The organism is Cupriavidus sp. (assembly GCF_057315035.1).
In genome coordinates, this window is sequence record NZ_DBHKYV010000037.1 from 35,839 (window position 1) to 50,311 (window position 14,473).

Sequence of the window (14,473 nt, forward strand, 5' to 3'; positions counted from 1 at the left end):
AAACGGCAGGGGTTTTCCGCAGCTTGCGCGGCGTCCTGAAAGCTCCCTACGATGAAGCCACCATCGCAAGCCCGTCCCCCCGTACGCACCATGGGCCATCATGCCGCTCCGAAGCTGAACACCGTCAGCCATGCCCGTGCACTCGATCACGTGCAGGCATTGTCGGCGCGCGTGTTCGGCCCGACCCGGCTGCATAGCGACGATGCCGATCCGGAAGTGCAGTTGCAGTCCTGCCAGATCGGGCACCTCACGCTGGTAACCACGCGCTACCGCCAGGCCATGGAGGTGGTTCCGCAGTTGGGCAAGGACGAGTACGTGATTCAGACCGTCACGGCAGGGCGGTGCCGTGTGCATGTGGATGGCGTGGAAGTGAGCATGGAAACCGGCAGCACGTGGGTGTTCTCACCGTCGGTGCCGGTGCGCCTGGTGCTGGACGCGGGCTGCGAACGCTTCAGCGTGGTGGTGCGCCGGCACGCACTGGTAGATGCGTTTCGGACCTGTTTCAACTTCGATCCCCCGGCGCCGCTGATCTTTGCATTGCAGCCATTGGCCGACGCCCAGCGCGCGGGACGCTGGCGCGCGATGATGACGTGGCTGCGCGCCGAGGCGGACATGCGTACCGTCCGGCCTGGCCTGCCGGCGGCCGATGGCGCCATCGAGCAGCTTTGTTTGACCACGCTGCTGGTCGATCATTTTGGCGAGGATGGCGGGTTGCTGCCGCGTGGCTATCTGCCGACGCTGCCGGTCTATGTCCGGCGCGCCATACGCTATCTGCGCGCCAATCTGGACAAGCCGATCACGCTACAGGAGCTGGCCGCGCATTGCGGCGTCTGCGAACGCACGTTGCAGCTCGGCTTTCGCAAGAGCAAGGACACTACCCCCATGGAATACCTGCGCGTGCTGCGCCTGCAGGGCGCACGTGCCGATCTGCAACGCGCGACGCAGGGCCCCGGCGTGGTTACCAGCATTGCGTTGCGCCACGGCTTTACGCACCTGAGCCTGTTTGCGCGCGAGTACCGGCGCGAGTTTGGTGAGGCGCCTTCTGCGACGTTGCGTGGTGGTGGTTGACCGGTTAACTCAAAAAAGGCGCAGCCGACGTGAGACGGCTGCGCCATCAATCCCCCGCCAGTGTCGCGGCGGGTTCCCAGAGCGTGAGTCGGGATGAACCGACAGTGATCAGGCGGCAATCTGGGTGGGCTGGCACACGCGCAGCAGCGTCTGCAGGCGGCCCCGATCGAGGTCGCGCCCGATAAAGACAAACTTGCTTTCGCGCGCTTGCGTGCCCCACGCATCGGCCGCATGGAAATCCATCAGCCGGTGCACTGCCTGCAGCACGTAGCGCTGGTCGTCGTCCTGCACGGCCACGATACCTTTCATGCGGAAAACGTCATCACCCTGCGCGGCCAGCAGTGCACGCAACCCGCTCTCCAACCGCTGGCGGTCGAAGGGCGTGTCGAACAGCAGCGACACCGAGGTCACCGACGGGTCATGACGATGCGTGTGGTCTTCGCCGCCATTTCCGTCATGGCCGTGATCGCACAGTTCGTCGCACACGTGGTCTTCATCGTGAGCGCCGTGGGGATGGCCGTGATGCTCGTGCATGTGTTCATGGACATCATCGGGAAGCTGTGTCACGCCGGGTGTAAAGCCGCCAATGCCAAGGATGCGCGACAAGTCCACCTGCGCGTAGTTGGAGCGCATGATCTGCGCGCCTTCGTTCAGGTGCTGCAGGCGGTGGGTCAACGCATCGAGCCGCGCCTCGGAAACCAGGTCGGACTTGTTCAGGATGATCCGGTCGGCCGCGACGATCTGGTCCACGGCCTGGTTGTCGAAACCGGACAGCCGGGGGTCGTCGAGATGGTCCTCGATATGCACCGCGTCCACCAGCGTCAGGATGCCGTCGAGCGTGACCTGCTTTGCCACATCGTTGTCCATGAAGAACGTGGCAGCCACGGGCGTGGGGTCGGCCAGTCCGCTGGTTTCGACCAGGATATGGTCGAAGCGCTCGGGCCGTTCCAGTAGCGTCTGCAAGATGCGCACGAGATCGGTCCGCACATCGACCACACAGCAGATGCAGCCGTTGGTCATCTGGTAGATCTCTTCATCCGATGTCATGACGAGGTCGGAGTCGACGTCGACTTCGCCAAACTCGTTCTCGATCACGGCAATGCGATGCCCGTGCTTCTGCGTAAGGATATGGTTCAGCAGCGTGGTCTTACCCGCACCAAGAAAGCCGGTCAGGATGGTGACGGGCACGGGCGGAAGGTTGCGTTGCATATCGGTCATGGTGTCTCCCGGGTGATGACATCGGTATTGACTGCGGAGAGCGTGGCGCGCATGCCGGGCCAGCGTTCGACCAGGCCCGCATGGTCCACGTCGAACAGGTCCAGTACGCGGCCCACTGTGTGGTTGACAAGATCGTCGACGGTTCGCGGGCAGGCGTAGAAAGCGGGCATCGGCGGCATGACGATGGCACCCATCTCGGTCACCGTGGTCATATTGCGCAGATGCACCAGATGCAGCGGCGTCTCGCGCGCCAGCAGCACCAGGCGGCGGCGCTCCTTGAGCATTACGTCGGCGGCGCGGGTGATCAGGTTGTCGGCCAGGCCGGTGGCCACCGCTGCCAGCGTGCGCATCGAACACGGCGCAATCACCATGCCGTCGCAGCGGAACGACCCGCTGGCCACGCTGGCGCCGATATCGCGGACGTTATGCACCACGCCGGCCAATGCCTCGACCTCCGGGCGCTGCATGCCCAGTTCGTGATGCACGGTGAGCAGCCCCGATGGCGAGCAGACCAGATGCGTTTCCCATCCGGCTGCCGCCTGCATGGCCTGTAGCAGGCGCACGCCGTACACCGCGCCGCTGGCACCGGTGATGGCTACCACCAGCCTGCGTGGCGCGCTCATGCCCGGACCTCCGCCGCGCGCTGTTCCGCCAGCGCCTGGAGTACCTGCTCAGGCTTGATTGGATAGTGGCGAAAGCGCACGCCAATGGCATCGAACACCGCATTGGCAATGGCCGGGCCGATCGCGACGATCGGATCCTCTCCCACGCCCTTGGCACCAAACGGACCGCCGGGGTCGGGCGCCGCTTCCAGTAGCACGGTGTGGATCTCGGGCATATCCATGGACAACGGCATCTTGTAGTCGACGAAGTTGGCATTCAACGAGCGCCCGGTCGCCATGTCGATCTGGTAGTCCTCGTAGAGCGTATGCCCAATGCCTTGCTGGATGCCGCCCTCGATCTGCCCGGCAGCGGCTACGGGGTGGATGACCTTGCCGATATCGTGTACTGGCACCACCTGCTTGACCGTGATAAAGCCGGTTTCGGTATCAACCTCGACTTCAACGAAATGCGCCGCAAACGAGTACGACTTGGTCGGGTGATAGGTAGCAGTGCCCACCAGTTGCGCGGCGGGCAGGCCCTTGCGCGGCATCACGGCCTCGCGTACGGTCATGGTGGGGCCCACGCGGTCGCGTACCGAGATCACGCCATTGACCACGTCCAGTTCATCCGGTTGGGCTTCCATCTGTTTTGCGGCGCGTGCCAGCAATTGCGTCTTGATCTCGCCGGCGGCCATCTGCGCGGCGCGGCCGACCATATACGTGGTGTGACTCGCAAACGCGCCGATGTCCCACGGCACCACATCGGTATCGCCATGCACCACGCTGACCGATTCAAATGGAATCGCCAGTTCCTCGGCCACGATCTGCGCCAGTGCCGTGTGCGCGCCCGTCCCCAGGCCTGCTGCGCCGGTCAGGAGCACCACGGTACCGTCTTCATTCATCTTGATGATCGCATTGCCCTGTTCCTTGATGCCGGGATACGCGCTGCTGCCGTGCATTTCGCAACCGATACCCCAGCCGCGCCGCAGTACACCTTGTTGTTGGCGCGTGCCAGCGCGGCGCGCGGCCCAGTCCACCACCTCCATGCCCTTGATGATGCAGGCCTCCAGTCCGTGGCCGATCATTGGGTGGTTCGATGGCGCGATGTCGCCTTCGCGCACCGCGTTGCGCAGCTTCAGTTCGGCAGGATCAAGGCCCAGATGCTCGGCCGCTTCGTCCATCTGGATATCGAGCGCATAGTAGGTTTGCACCACGCCATAGCCCCGGAACGCGCCCGCGATCGGACTGTTGGTGTACACGCAGCGGCCTTCGAGCCTGACGTTCTCGCAGCGGTAGAGTGACACCATGGCCGCCGTGCCCACGTTGGTCACGCCCGGCCCATGCGAGCCATAGGCGCCGGAATTGAACACGACCTTCGCTTCGCGCGCGGTGATCGTGCCATCGTTGCGAAACCCTTGCCGCAGCCAGATGCGCGCCGGGTGGCGTGTGCGGCCGCCCAGGAAGGTCTCTTCACGGGTGTACTCCATGCGCACGGGCCGATGCGTTTCCCGTGCCAGCAGCGCACACAGGAACTCGCCCTGAAACAGATCCTGCTTGGCGCCGAACCCGCCGCCCATATGGTCTACCAGCACACGCACCTTGTGTAAGGGCAGGCCCAGCACCTCGGCCATGATCCCGCGCACCATGAAGGCGGTTTGCGTCGAGATCCACACGGTCAGGCTGCCATTGCCATCCCACCTGCAGGTCAGGACATTGGGTTCCATGTAGGCAGGTGTCGGGCGGCCGCCTTCATAGACGCCTTCGAGGATAAAGTCGGCATCCGCGAAGCCTTGTTCGAGATTGCCGCGCTCGATCACCACGGGCGGCAGTACCAGATTGCCACCGGGCGCACGGTCGTGGATCAGCGGTGCACCCGGCGCGGCGGCCTCGTCCACGGTGAACAGCGCGGGCAGCGGTTCGTACTCGACTTCGATCAGTTCGATGGCACGCGCGGCGATCTCCTCGCTGATGGCCGCCACGGCGGCCACGCCTTCGCCCCAGTAACGTACCTTGTCGTCGAGGATGTACTGGTCGCACGTGACCGAAGCCGAACGTGGATGTGGCGAGCCCGCATGCAGCACGCGCGGCACGTTCTCGTGCGTGAGGATCGCCTTCACGCCGGGCAGCGCCAGCGCTGCGGTGGTATCGATGCGGCGGATGCGCGCATGCGCCACGTTGCAGCGCTTGAGCCTGGCGTGCAGCAGGCCCGCGAAGGGCATGTCGGCAACGTATTTGGCGTTGCCGGTGACCTTGTCCAGCAGGTCCGTACGCTTGACGCTGTGTCCGATCACGGCGTGGGTCATCATGCGCTCTCCGTTGCGTTCCGCGCGCGGCACGGATGATTGATTGCGTCGGCCGCCTTCTCCACCGCCTCGATGATCCGGGTGTAGCCGGTGCAGCGGCAGATATTGCCGGCGATGGCAAAGCGGATTTCCTCGCGCGTGGGGGTCGGATTGGCGTCGAGCAGGGCCTTGATGGCCACGATAAAGCCCGGCGTGCAGAAGCCGCATTGCGCGGCGCCGCAGCGCATGAACTGCTCCTGGATCGGATGCACGGTGTCGGCATCGGGTTGAATACCTTCGATCGTGGTGAGCTTGCGGCCGTGGGCCTCAGGTGCCAGCATCAGGCAACTGTTCATCGGCACGCCATCGACCAGGATCGTGCACGAACCGCATTCGCCCACATCGCAACCCTTCTTGGTGCCGGTCAGGCCGGCGTCGTAGCGCAGCGCGTCCAGCAGCGTGGCATGCGGCTCGACCGCCAGTTCGTACGGCTCGCCGTTGATTTCCAGTTCGATGAGTCTGCGCATTACAGCATCTCCAGGGCTTGAGCCAGGGCGCGCCGGGTCAGCACGCCTACCATTTCGCGGCGATACGCGCTGCTGGCACGTACATCGCTGATCGGGCGCGCATCCTCCATCGCCGCATGGGCGGCTTGCAGGATCAGCGCGTCGCTGACGGGACGGTCACGCAATAACGCTTCGGCATGCAAGGCGCGGATTGGGGTCGGGCCCACGGCGGCGAGCACGATGCCAATCGCGGTACAGTGGCCGCGTTCCACCGTGATCGATACCGCCACACCCACCGTGGCCAGCTCCATTTGCACCCGTCGGCCGTGCTTGATATAGGCCTTGCCGGTATGCGGTGCCGGTGCGGGAATGGTGATGCGCGAGACCAGTTCGTCCGGTTCGAGGGCGGTCTTGCCGGCACCGATCAGAAAGTCTTCCACGCGCATCGAACGCGAGCCGTGCAGTCCGTACAGGTGTACCGATGCACCGTCCGCGATCAACGGCGCGAGGGAATCCGCCGACGGCGAGGCGCGGCATACGTTGCCCACCACGGTTGCGCGGTTGCGCACCTGGATCGATGCAAAATCGGTCACGGCGCGGGCCAGCCCGGCGTAGTGGCGGCGCACCGCGTACGACGTCTCCACCTCACGCGTGGTGACCAGCGCACCGATGCGCAATCCTTCGACGGGGTCGAACCCGAGCATGTTCATGCCGGGAATTTTCTTGATGTCGATGACGTGCGCGGGTTGCCGGTGTGATTCCTTGATCTGTACCAGCAGGTCGGTGCCGCCCGCGAGCACGCTGGCTCGACCGCCGCAACGGTGCAGCAGCGCGGATGCCTCTGCAAGCGTGGCGGGTTCGAGATATTCAAACGCTCTCATCGTCGCTCCTGTGTGGATGCTTGCGGCCCGTGCGCACCATGCCTGCCGCTGACCGTGAATCCATGATGGTTGCCACACGATCATCGGTAAATCCCCATAACCGGATTTATTGATCGTGTTACCCTCTGAATCGACTGCCATGAATACACGACAGAGCAGGGGGAGACATGCCCAACACCAGCAACATGAACGTTTCACTGCGCCAGTTGCGCGCGTTTATCGCCGTGGCGGAGGAACGTCATTTCACGCGCGCCGCCGAGAAGCTCAACTTGTCGCAGTCTTCCGTGAGCGCGCTGATTCACGAACTCGAGGCAAACCTGGGCCTCAAGCTGTTCGATCGCCACACGCGGCTGATGCAGATCACGCAGGCCGGTGCCGAGTTGCTGCCGATGGTCAAGAAGGCCGTCAGCGATATCGACAGCGTGCTGGACAGCTCCGCCGAGCTGCGCACACTGGGGCGTGGACGCGTATCCATCGCCGCGTCATCGATCCAGGCCGCGCTGATGCTGCCGCGCTTTATCCGCGAATACTGCGTGGGCCATCCGGGCGTGAAGGTCGAACTGCACGACGTAGCCGAGGACGAGGTGCCGCGCATGGTCAGCGCCGGCGAAGTGGATTTCGGCATTGGCACGATCCCCGAAGGCCAACCTGACCTGGCCGCGCATCGCCTGTCCACCGATGCGTTCGTGATCGTCATGCCGCCCAGTCATCCGCTGGCACGTCGGCGCAACCTGACATGGGAAGACGTGGCCCGGCTACCGGTGATCGGTCCGCACCGGGGCAACCCGATCCGCGATTGCCTCGATGCGGCGCTGGCAAAGCGGGGCATCACGTTGTCTCGGGTTCACGAAGTCTTCCTGCCGCTGACGATGGTCGGCATGGTCGATGCGGGGCTGGGCATCGCGGTCATGAGCACCGCGGTAACGCGGCTGACCTCGGCGCTCGGGCTGGTGACCGTCATGCCGCAGGACCCAGTGATCGAGCGGGAAATCTCATTGCTTACGCATGCGGACCGGTCGCTGTCGCCGCCCGCGCAATCGTTCCGGGACCTGCTGATGCGGCATCGGAGCGATCTCGGCAAGTAGCGACCGGCCGGCATGCGCCGGTCAGGCCGCCTTCTTGGTCAGCATTTGCGGCGCCTCTTGCGAACTACGCACATTGAACAGCACGTTCAGCAGTACCGCGCATAGCGTGCCCAGCAGGATGCCGTTCTGGCAGAACTTGGCGGCCAGTTCAGGGAGTTGCAGGAAGAAGCGGTCGGCCACCAGCGGAATCATCCCCAGCGCCACGCTGACCGCGACGATATAGGCGTTCTTCTTGTTCTCAATGAAATCCACATGACCCAGGATGCGTACGCCGGTGGCGGCCACCATGCCGAACATCACCAGCGCCGCGCCGCCCAGCACGTATTGCGGAATCGATGCGGCAAAGAACGCCAGCTTGGGCAGGCAGCCGAGCACGATCAGCATGCCGCCCGCCGTGGCGCACACCCAGCGGCTGCGCACGCCAGTCACCTGCACCAGCCCCACGTTCTGCGCGTACGACGTATAGGTGAAGGTGTTGAACACCGCGCCGACCAGCGCGCCAACGCCATCCGCGCGCAGGCCACGCGCAAGGTCGTCGGGCGTGACCGGCTTGCCGACGATTTCACCGAGCGCCAGGAACTGACCCACACCCTCGATCATGATCACCACCATCACCACGCACAGCGTAACCGACGTCATCAGGTCGAACGTGGGCCAGCCAAAGTGGAACGGCGTGATCAACGCCACCCAGTCCGCCGCATGCACGCCGGCAAAGGTCACCTTGCCAAGCGCCACTGCGATTACGAAGCCGACCGTGATGCCGACCAGGACCGCGACATTGCAGAGAAACCCCTTGAAGAACGCAATCATGCACAGCACCGTCAGCAGCACGATGGCCGCGATGCCGAGGTGGATCGGCAATCCGTACGCGGGGTTCGGCACCGGACCCGTAGGTGTGTTGAGCATCGGGTTGCCGCCGGCCGCCCAGTTCACGCCGACTCGCATCAGCGAAATGCCGATGATCAGCACCACGGTACCGGTCACGACCGGCGGAAACCAGCGGATTAGCCTGCTTACATAAGGCGCGGCCAGGAACGTGAACACGCCGGCCACCATCACCGCCCCGAATACGGCGGGCAACCCGAGCGACGGATTCGATCCGGTGGCAATGATCGGTGCAATGGCAGTGAACGTGACGCCCATCATCACGGGCAGGCGGATACCGATCTTCCAGACGCCAATGCTCTGGAACATCGTTACCAGCCCGCAGCAGAACAGATCGGCGGCGATCAGGAAGGCGATCTGGTCCTTGGGAAGGTGCAAGGCGCCGCCAATGATCAGCGGCACCGCAATCGCGCCTGAATACATTACAAGAACGTGTTGCAGGCCAAGCGCGGCCAGACGCAACGGCGGAAGAACTTCATCGACCGGATGCACGGGATCTTTCCCATGCGAACCATGCGGAGTGGGTTGGGGGATCATGCTGTCTCCTTCATCATCCAGGCCGGAACTGCCCGCATGGCTGGCTGGAAGAGGACGCTGCAGTTGCCGCCCCCCGTGGTCTGATGCCACGTTTCCGCTACCTGCGTATGGTTGTCAGGGCAGCATGCCAGCCACCGGACATTGGGTAAATGGGGCGCATGGATTAATCGATCGGCTCTGCCGATCAATGGCATCCGGCGCTGGTTCGATTGCGTACGACTCAGTGTTTTCCCGTATCGATGCGCGCCAGCAGCGCTGCCGCGCGTGCCATGGCGTCGTCGTCGATTTGCGCCCGGATGCCGTCGAAGCCGGGCCCGCGCGTGGCGTCCAGCCCCATCCGCGACGTGGTACCCACGCCTGATGCGGAAGGGTCCAGCGCGCTGCCGGGCAGGCCATCGACCACCACCACATCGAGATGCGGTTGCAGATGCGTGGCAATGGCCCACAGCACCTGTTCGTCGCGCGTGATGTCCACGTCGTGGTCCACGGCCACTACGGTCTTCAGGTAGGGGTCCCAGCCGAGCAGGCCCAGCATGACCTGGCGCGCCTCGCCGGGCCGCGACTGGCGCAGCGCCACGTAGGCATGGAAATGCGTGCCGGAAGATGGATAGTGCACCGCGGTGACGGACGGGAAGCGCTCCATCAGCTTTTCCACCATCTCGGATTCGCGTGGAATCCGGCCCAGGTTCAGGTGCTCCGCCGAGTTGCCGCCAACGACGTCGACCAGCCATGCGTCGGAGCGCCGCATCACGGTTTCCACGCGCAGCAGGTTGTTGGTCGAACGGTCGGACGAATATCCCGTGAACTCACCGAACGGGCCTTCCTCCACGCGCGCGGTGGGATCGAGCACCCCTTCGAGCACGATTTCCGCATGGGCAGGCACTGCAATGCCATAGCGCGGCGTGCGTACGACTTCAAGCGGTGCGCCGAACAGGCCGCTGGCCACATGACGCTCGTCCACGCCATACGGCAGGCGCGCCGCGCCGGCCAGCATGAACAGCGGATGCGCGCCAATCACCATGGCCACGGGCAGCGGCTTGCCTTGTTCGACGGCGCGCTGGTACATGCGCCACAGATGGCCGCGCGAATGCAGGCTGGTGGCAATCTCGCTCGGCGAGTGCAGCATCGAACGGTGATAACTGGCATTGCCGAAACCAAGTTCGTGGTCTTCGGCAATCAGGATCGCGTTGGTGATATACGGCCCGCGATCGGTGGCAAAGTGCCGAATCGCCGGCAAGGTGGTCAGGTCCACCTGTTCCTGCACGATGCCGGTGACCGCGCCAGATTCCAGCACGCGCGGCGCCATCTGCCGACGGCTGCGCGCCTGATACTCGGCGTGGATGCCTGCCGGCGCTACGCCACCAAGCATGCGGCCCACACGTTCGCGCGACGCAAACAGGTTGGTCACCAGTGGCGTGCCCAGACCAGCTACGTCGTCGAAAACCAATACGGGGTGGCGGTTTTGCGCGGCCAGCGTCCAGACCAGCGCGGTGGGTTCCTGGTTGGCCGTGACGGGCTCGCGCACGGTCAGTACATCGTCGGGAAACGCCGCGCGATACGCGGCAAGAAATACGTGGAAATCCTGCGACGTGTCGTCGAACGCCGGCAGGCTTGCAGATGAGGCAGTCATGGCATGGCTCCGCTTGGGGTAATACCAACGGGATACCGTTGCCGCGCACGGCGCGCCGCCAAGTGGCGGCAGCATCCGTGCGTGACCAGACGGGAAGGGTGCGGCGGCGCGCGAATCAGCGCGTGCTGGCGTACGTATCCTTCAGACGTGCCTGGGCCTCTTCGTGGGTCTTGGGCGGCGCCGTGGTTTCGATACCGACCAGACGGGCGATGTTGTTGCCCATATAGTCTTCCAGGCCGTCCTCATCCAGATCCATGCCCTGCGGCGCGGGGCCGCACAGCATTTCCAGTTCGCGCAGCCACATGCCCGGCTCATTGGGCGGCGTATCGGTACCGAACACGATCTTGTCGCGCGGCAGCTGGCGCGCGAATTCGACGATGCGCGACTGGAAGCACCAGCCCGATTCGCAGTACACGTTGGGCGTATCCATGGCCATCCAGAACGCCTCGAACGAGTAGTTGCCACCGGTCTGGATGCCAAAGTGCCCAATGATGAAATTGACCATCGGGAACTCGCGGATCACCGGATAGAACATCGTCGGAATCGTGTACGGACCGTCGCCGGTATGGATCAGCACCACGATGTTGTACTTGGCGCAGACCTTCATCGCCGGGCGCAGCCAGTCCAGCGCGCGGTCGGGCCGGTAGCCATGCATGTTGGCGTGCAGCTTCAACATCTTGAAGCCGTACTCCTTCACGTGGAATTCCAGCTCCTGCGCGCCTTCTTCCGGACCCCAGCGCGGATTGAACGTGAAGTTGCCGATAAAGCGGTCCGGATACTTCTGGCACAGGCTGGCCACGTAGGCCATATAGTCGCGGATGCCTTCGCGGCCACGCCGGTTGCCGTCCCGATAACCGGTATTGCCCGGCGGCGGCTGGATAAAGCCCATGTCGATACGGCGCGGCTTGCCGTTGATCATGTAGGGGCCGTCCATCATCTTGAGCAGGCGTTCGCCGGTGAAGGGCTCGCCCGTATGCCGCCAGGCCTCGTCGACGAGGTTGGTGGGGTGCAGGTGGGTATCGATAATCATGTTGGTATGCTCCGTCTGAATCTCGTTGATCGGGCCGTGCTCATGCCGCCAGGCGCGCCTTCGCTTCTTCGAGCGTGCGCGGCACCGGCGTCGGTTCGAGGCCGATCATGCGGGCGACGTTATTGCCGAGGTAGTCCTCGAGCGTGTCTTCATCGAGATTGAGGCCCTGCGGCGGTTCGAAGCAGAGCACCTCCAGCAAGCGCAGCCACATGCCGGGCTCGTTGGGCGGCGTATCGGAGCCGAACAGGATCTTGTGTTTGGGCAGCACCTTCGCAAACTCGACGATGCGCGACTGCAGGCACCAGCCCGATTCGCAATAGACATTGGGCATGTCCATGGCCATCTGGAATGGCTCGAAGCAATACACACCACCGGTCTGCACGCCGAAATGCGCCATGATGAAGTTCACCGTCGGGAACTCCTTGATCATCGGCACCCATTCGGTGGGAATGCTGTACGGGCCGTCGCCGGTATGCAGCTTGACCATCACGCCCAGCTCCGCACACTTCTGCAGCGCGGGGCGCAGCCAGTCCAGTGCACGGTCCGGACGGTACGCATGCATGTTGGCCTGGAACTGGACCATCTTGAAGCCCAGCCGCTTCACATAGTGCTCGATCGCGTTGACGCCGTTTTCCACGCCACAGCGCGGGTTGTAGACAAAGCAGCCGATAAAGCGGTCCGGATACTTTTCCACCATCTCGCGCGTGTACGCCATGTAGGCGTCGATCGACTCGGACCCGGAACGCACACCATCGGTGTACGTATAGATCGTGTTGCCTTGCGGCGGCTGGATGAATGCCTTGTCGATGCGGCGCGGCTTGCCATTGATCGTGAACGGCCCGTCCATCATCTGGATCAGGCGCTCGCCGGTAAACGGATCGCCGTCGTGCCGCCAGGCCAGGTCGACCAGGTTGGTCGGATAACAACTGGTGTCGATGATCATTGAGATCCCCTAACGATGACTCTGGTGAAAGACTTGGAGTCGTGTCAGGGAAGTGGGACCGGTCTGGTCATGACATCACTGACAGGAACTCCGTCAGTGAGCAATCTCCAGATGAACCTCGCGGCATTGCGCCGCTGCTGTTCAATCGACCGCTTCTACCCACGCGTTGTTTATATAGCGTCGCGTTCGTGCGCGTCAAGCGTGAGTTGTGGTGCGGTGCAAGAAACTGGTGGAGAATCCATGTTCGGATAGATCTGATCTGGCCCGCCTGTTGCATCGCTATCGGCCAGGCCATCGCACGCCGCGTGGGGACTGGCAACCGATTAGCCGATGGAATCGGTACATCGTCTTGAGCAGGGCTGTGGCAATCCTCCCATTTCAGGGCGAGGTCGCGCCGCCAGGTGCCGGGACAACAGCGACGTGACCAGACTGCCAATGCCGGCTGCACCCATGATCCAAGCCATGGTCCAGGGCGTGCCGTCTGAAAACCAGCCAACCATGGCCGCACTCAGGATGCCGCTGCCATAGTGCATGGCGCCCACTACCGACGATGCCGATCCGGCCTTGTGGGGAAACGCCGCGAGCGCGCCAGCAACGGAGTTGGCAACGATCAGGCCGTTCATGGACATGTACACGAAGATCGGCAGGACCAGTCCCGTCAGGCCACCCCAACCGTAGCGTGCGTCAAGCGCGAGGACGATGCCCGAAACCGCCAATACCCAGGTACCAAGGTGAAACAGACGCTCGCTGCCAAATCGCTTCAGCAACCGCGCGTTAAGGAAATTGGCGGCCATCATGCCGACAATGTTCACGCCAAACAGTAGTCCGTAGGTGCGTGGGCTGACATGGTAGTAGTCGATATAGGCAAACGGCGTCGCGACAACGAACGTATACGCGCCAGCGTAGAAAAATCCCCCAGAGAAGGCATAGCCGATCAAGCGTGGATCGCTGATGAGCGCGACATAGTCCCGCATGATATGGCGCATCGGTGCGGTCGTCCTGCGATCGATTGGCAGTGTTTCGGGTAAAGCGCGTATTGCTAGCAGTGTCAGCAAGCCGACGATAGCCAGGCTCCAGAAGATGGCCTGCCAGGACCACCATGCCAGGATCTGGCTACCGAGCAAGGGGCCCAGAAGCGGCGCCACGCCCATGATCAGAATCAGCGTCGACAACACACGTGCCGCGTCATCCCGTGCGTACAGGTCGCGGACCATCGCCCGTGCCAGCACTGGGCCAACACAGGCGCCCAAGGCCTGGACCACACGCCATCCCATCATCTGCCAGACGTTCACTGACATGGCGCATCCCGCCGAGCCGATAATGAACAGGACCAGGCCGATGGCAATCGGCAAGCGCCGGCCATGACGGTCTCCAATGGGGCCCCACACAAGTTGACCAACGCTGAACCCGATCAGGAATGCGGAGAATGTCAGTTGCAGGCTGGCTGGATTCGCATGCATGACGCGGCTGATAGTGGGCAGCGCGGGTAGATACATGTCGGTCGATACCGAGGCGAACGACATCAGTGCACTGAGTATCAGCATCATGCGCAGGCTTGCCTCGGGGTTTCCTGCGCGAAGCGGGGTCGGGGATGACTGGGGGGCGATCATCTGGTGTTCTGCGCGCGCGCGGGTCAAGCGCGTCAACTCGAAACCCCCAATGCTACGGACTGTCGACCTTGAGATTAAGCGGCCATTTACGCATGCAGTCTTGAGCTGCATTCATGAATCGCGTCGGCGTGGGCCGTCCGAAGACGTCGGATGGATTGCCTCAGTTAAAAGCGCCTGATGCAGCATAAATTTCAGC

The 14,473-nt window shown here is 63.4% G+C and carries 12 protein-coding genes; 2 read left to right on the forward strand and 10 right to left on the reverse strand.

The features are described 5' to 3' along the window. Positions 1-51: 51 nt before the first annotated feature. The gene (locus tag ACO550_RS30990; protein WP_315595700.1) at positions 52-1,068 is read left to right on the forward strand and encodes an AraC family transcriptional regulator; all 1,017 of its coding nucleotides are present in this window, start codon (positions 52-54) and stop codon (positions 1,066-1,068) included. A 108-nt stretch (positions 1,069-1,176) separates the two neighbouring features. Here ACO550_RS30990 and ACO550_RS30995 read toward each other — a convergent pair whose 3' ends face one another. The 5 genes from ACO550_RS30995 to ACO550_RS31015 are packed head-to-tail and all read right to left on the reverse strand — an operon-like array spanning position 1,177 to position 6,557. Further along, entirely contained in the window at positions 1,177-2,286 is a 1,110-nt protein-coding gene (locus tag ACO550_RS30995) for a GTP-binding protein (protein ID WP_315595701.1), read from the reverse strand. Further along, entirely contained in the window at positions 2,283-2,909 is a 627-nt protein-coding gene (locus ACO550_RS31000; RefSeq protein WP_315595702.1) for a UbiX family flavin prenyltransferase, read from the reverse strand. Before ACO550_RS31000 ends, ACO550_RS30995 begins: the two co-directional genes overlap by 4 nt. Further along, a complete protein-coding gene (locus ACO550_RS31005; RefSeq protein ID WP_315595742.1) occupies positions 2,906-5,191 on the reverse strand; it encodes a xanthine dehydrogenase family protein molybdopterin-binding subunit in 2,286 nt (761 codons plus the stop codon). The genes ACO550_RS31000 and ACO550_RS31005 overlap by 4 nt, the downstream gene beginning before the upstream one ends. Beyond that, a complete protein-coding gene (locus tag ACO550_RS31010) occupies positions 5,191-5,697 on the reverse strand; it encodes a (2Fe-2S)-binding protein (RefSeq protein ID WP_315595703.1) in 507 nt (168 codons plus the stop codon). The genes ACO550_RS31005 and ACO550_RS31010 overlap by 1 nt, the downstream gene beginning before the upstream one ends. Beyond that, complete coding sequence (locus tag ACO550_RS31015) at positions 5,697-6,557, reverse strand: xanthine dehydrogenase family protein subunit M (RefSeq protein WP_315595704.1); 861 nt, start codon at positions 6,555-6,557, stop codon at positions 5,697-5,699. The genes ACO550_RS31010 and ACO550_RS31015 overlap by 1 nt, the downstream gene beginning before the upstream one ends. A gap of 167 nt (positions 6,558-6,724) precedes the next feature. Here ACO550_RS31015 and ACO550_RS31020 point away from each other — a divergent pair, with 167 nt between their 5' ends. After that, positions 6,725-7,642, forward strand: coding sequence for a LysR substrate-binding domain-containing protein (locus ACO550_RS31020; RefSeq protein ID WP_315595705.1), 918 nt, complete (start codon positions 6,725-6,727; stop codon positions 7,640-7,642). Between the two features lie 21 nt (positions 7,643-7,663). Here the strand turns inward: ACO550_RS31020 and ACO550_RS31025 are convergent, their stop codons facing one another. The 5 genes from ACO550_RS31025 to ACO550_RS31045 all read right to left on the reverse strand — a co-directional run bounded on the left by ACO550_RS31025 (position 7,664) and on the right by ACO550_RS31045 (position 14,277). Next, complete coding sequence (locus tag ACO550_RS31025; RefSeq protein ID WP_315595706.1) at positions 7,664-9,064, reverse strand: solute carrier family 23 protein; 1,401 nt, start codon at positions 9,062-9,064, stop codon at positions 7,664-7,666. Positions 9,065-9,284: 220 nt separating this feature from the next. After that, a complete protein-coding gene (locus tag ACO550_RS31030; RefSeq protein WP_315595707.1) occupies positions 9,285-10,694 on the reverse strand; it encodes a UbiD family decarboxylase in 1,410 nt (469 codons plus the stop codon). Between the two features lie 115 nt (positions 10,695-10,809). Further along, positions 10,810-11,724, reverse strand: coding sequence for an amidohydrolase family protein (locus ACO550_RS31035; RefSeq protein ID WP_315595708.1), 915 nt, complete (start codon positions 11,722-11,724; stop codon positions 10,810-10,812). A gap of 40 nt (positions 11,725-11,764) precedes the next feature. Continuing rightward, positions 11,765-12,667, reverse strand: coding sequence for an amidohydrolase family protein (locus ACO550_RS31040; protein WP_315595709.1), 903 nt, complete (start codon positions 12,665-12,667; stop codon positions 11,765-11,767). Positions 12,668-12,990: 323 nt separating this feature from the next. Next, positions 12,991-14,277: a Bcr/CflA family multidrug efflux MFS transporter gene (locus tag ACO550_RS31045; protein WP_315595710.1), complete on the reverse strand. Its 1,287-nt coding sequence runs from the start codon at positions 14,275-14,277 to the stop codon at positions 12,991-12,993. Positions 14,278-14,473 lie beyond the last annotated feature (196 nt).

Coding starts and splice junctions, on each gene's coding strand:
- ACO550_RS31015 (WP_315595704.1), bottom strand. CDS start 6,557: ATGAGAGCGTTTGAATATCTCGAACCCGCCACGCTTGCAGAGGCATCC.
- ACO550_RS31025 (WP_315595706.1), bottom strand. CDS start 9,064: ATGATCCCCCAACCCACTCCGCATGGTTCGCATGGGAAAGATCCCGTG.
- ACO550_RS31010 (WP_315595703.1), bottom strand. CDS start 5,697: ATGCGCAGACTCATCGAACTGGAAATCAACGGCGAGCCGTACGAACTG.
- ACO550_RS31035 (WP_315595708.1), bottom strand. CDS start 11,724: ATGATTATCGATACCCACCTGCACCCCACCAACCTCGTCGACGAGGCC.
- ACO550_RS31045 (WP_315595710.1), bottom strand. CDS start 14,277: ATGATCGCCCCCCAGTCATCCCCGACCCCGCTTCGCGCAGGAAACCCC.
- ACO550_RS30990 (WP_315595700.1), top strand. CDS start 52: ATGAAGCCACCATCGCAAGCCCGTCCCCCCGTACGCACCATGGGCCAT.
- ACO550_RS31000 (WP_315595702.1), bottom strand. CDS start 2,909: ATGAGCGCGCCACGCAGGCTGGTGGTAGCCATCACCGGTGCCAGCGGC.
- ACO550_RS31005 (WP_315595742.1), bottom strand. CDS start 5,191: ATGACCCACGCCGTGATCGGACACAGCGTCAAGCGTACGGACCTGCTG.
- ACO550_RS31030 (WP_315595707.1), bottom strand. CDS start 10,694: ATGACTGCCTCATCTGCAAGCCTGCCGGCGTTCGACGACACGTCGCAG.
- ACO550_RS30995 (WP_315595701.1), bottom strand. CDS start 2,286: ATGACCGATATGCAACGCAACCTTCCGCCCGTGCCCGTCACCATCCTG.
- ACO550_RS31040 (WP_315595709.1), bottom strand. CDS start 12,667: ATGATCATCGACACCAGTTGTTATCCGACCAACCTGGTCGACCTGGCC.
- ACO550_RS31020 (WP_315595705.1), top strand. CDS start 6,725: ATGCCCAACACCAGCAACATGAACGTTTCACTGCGCCAGTTGCGCGCG.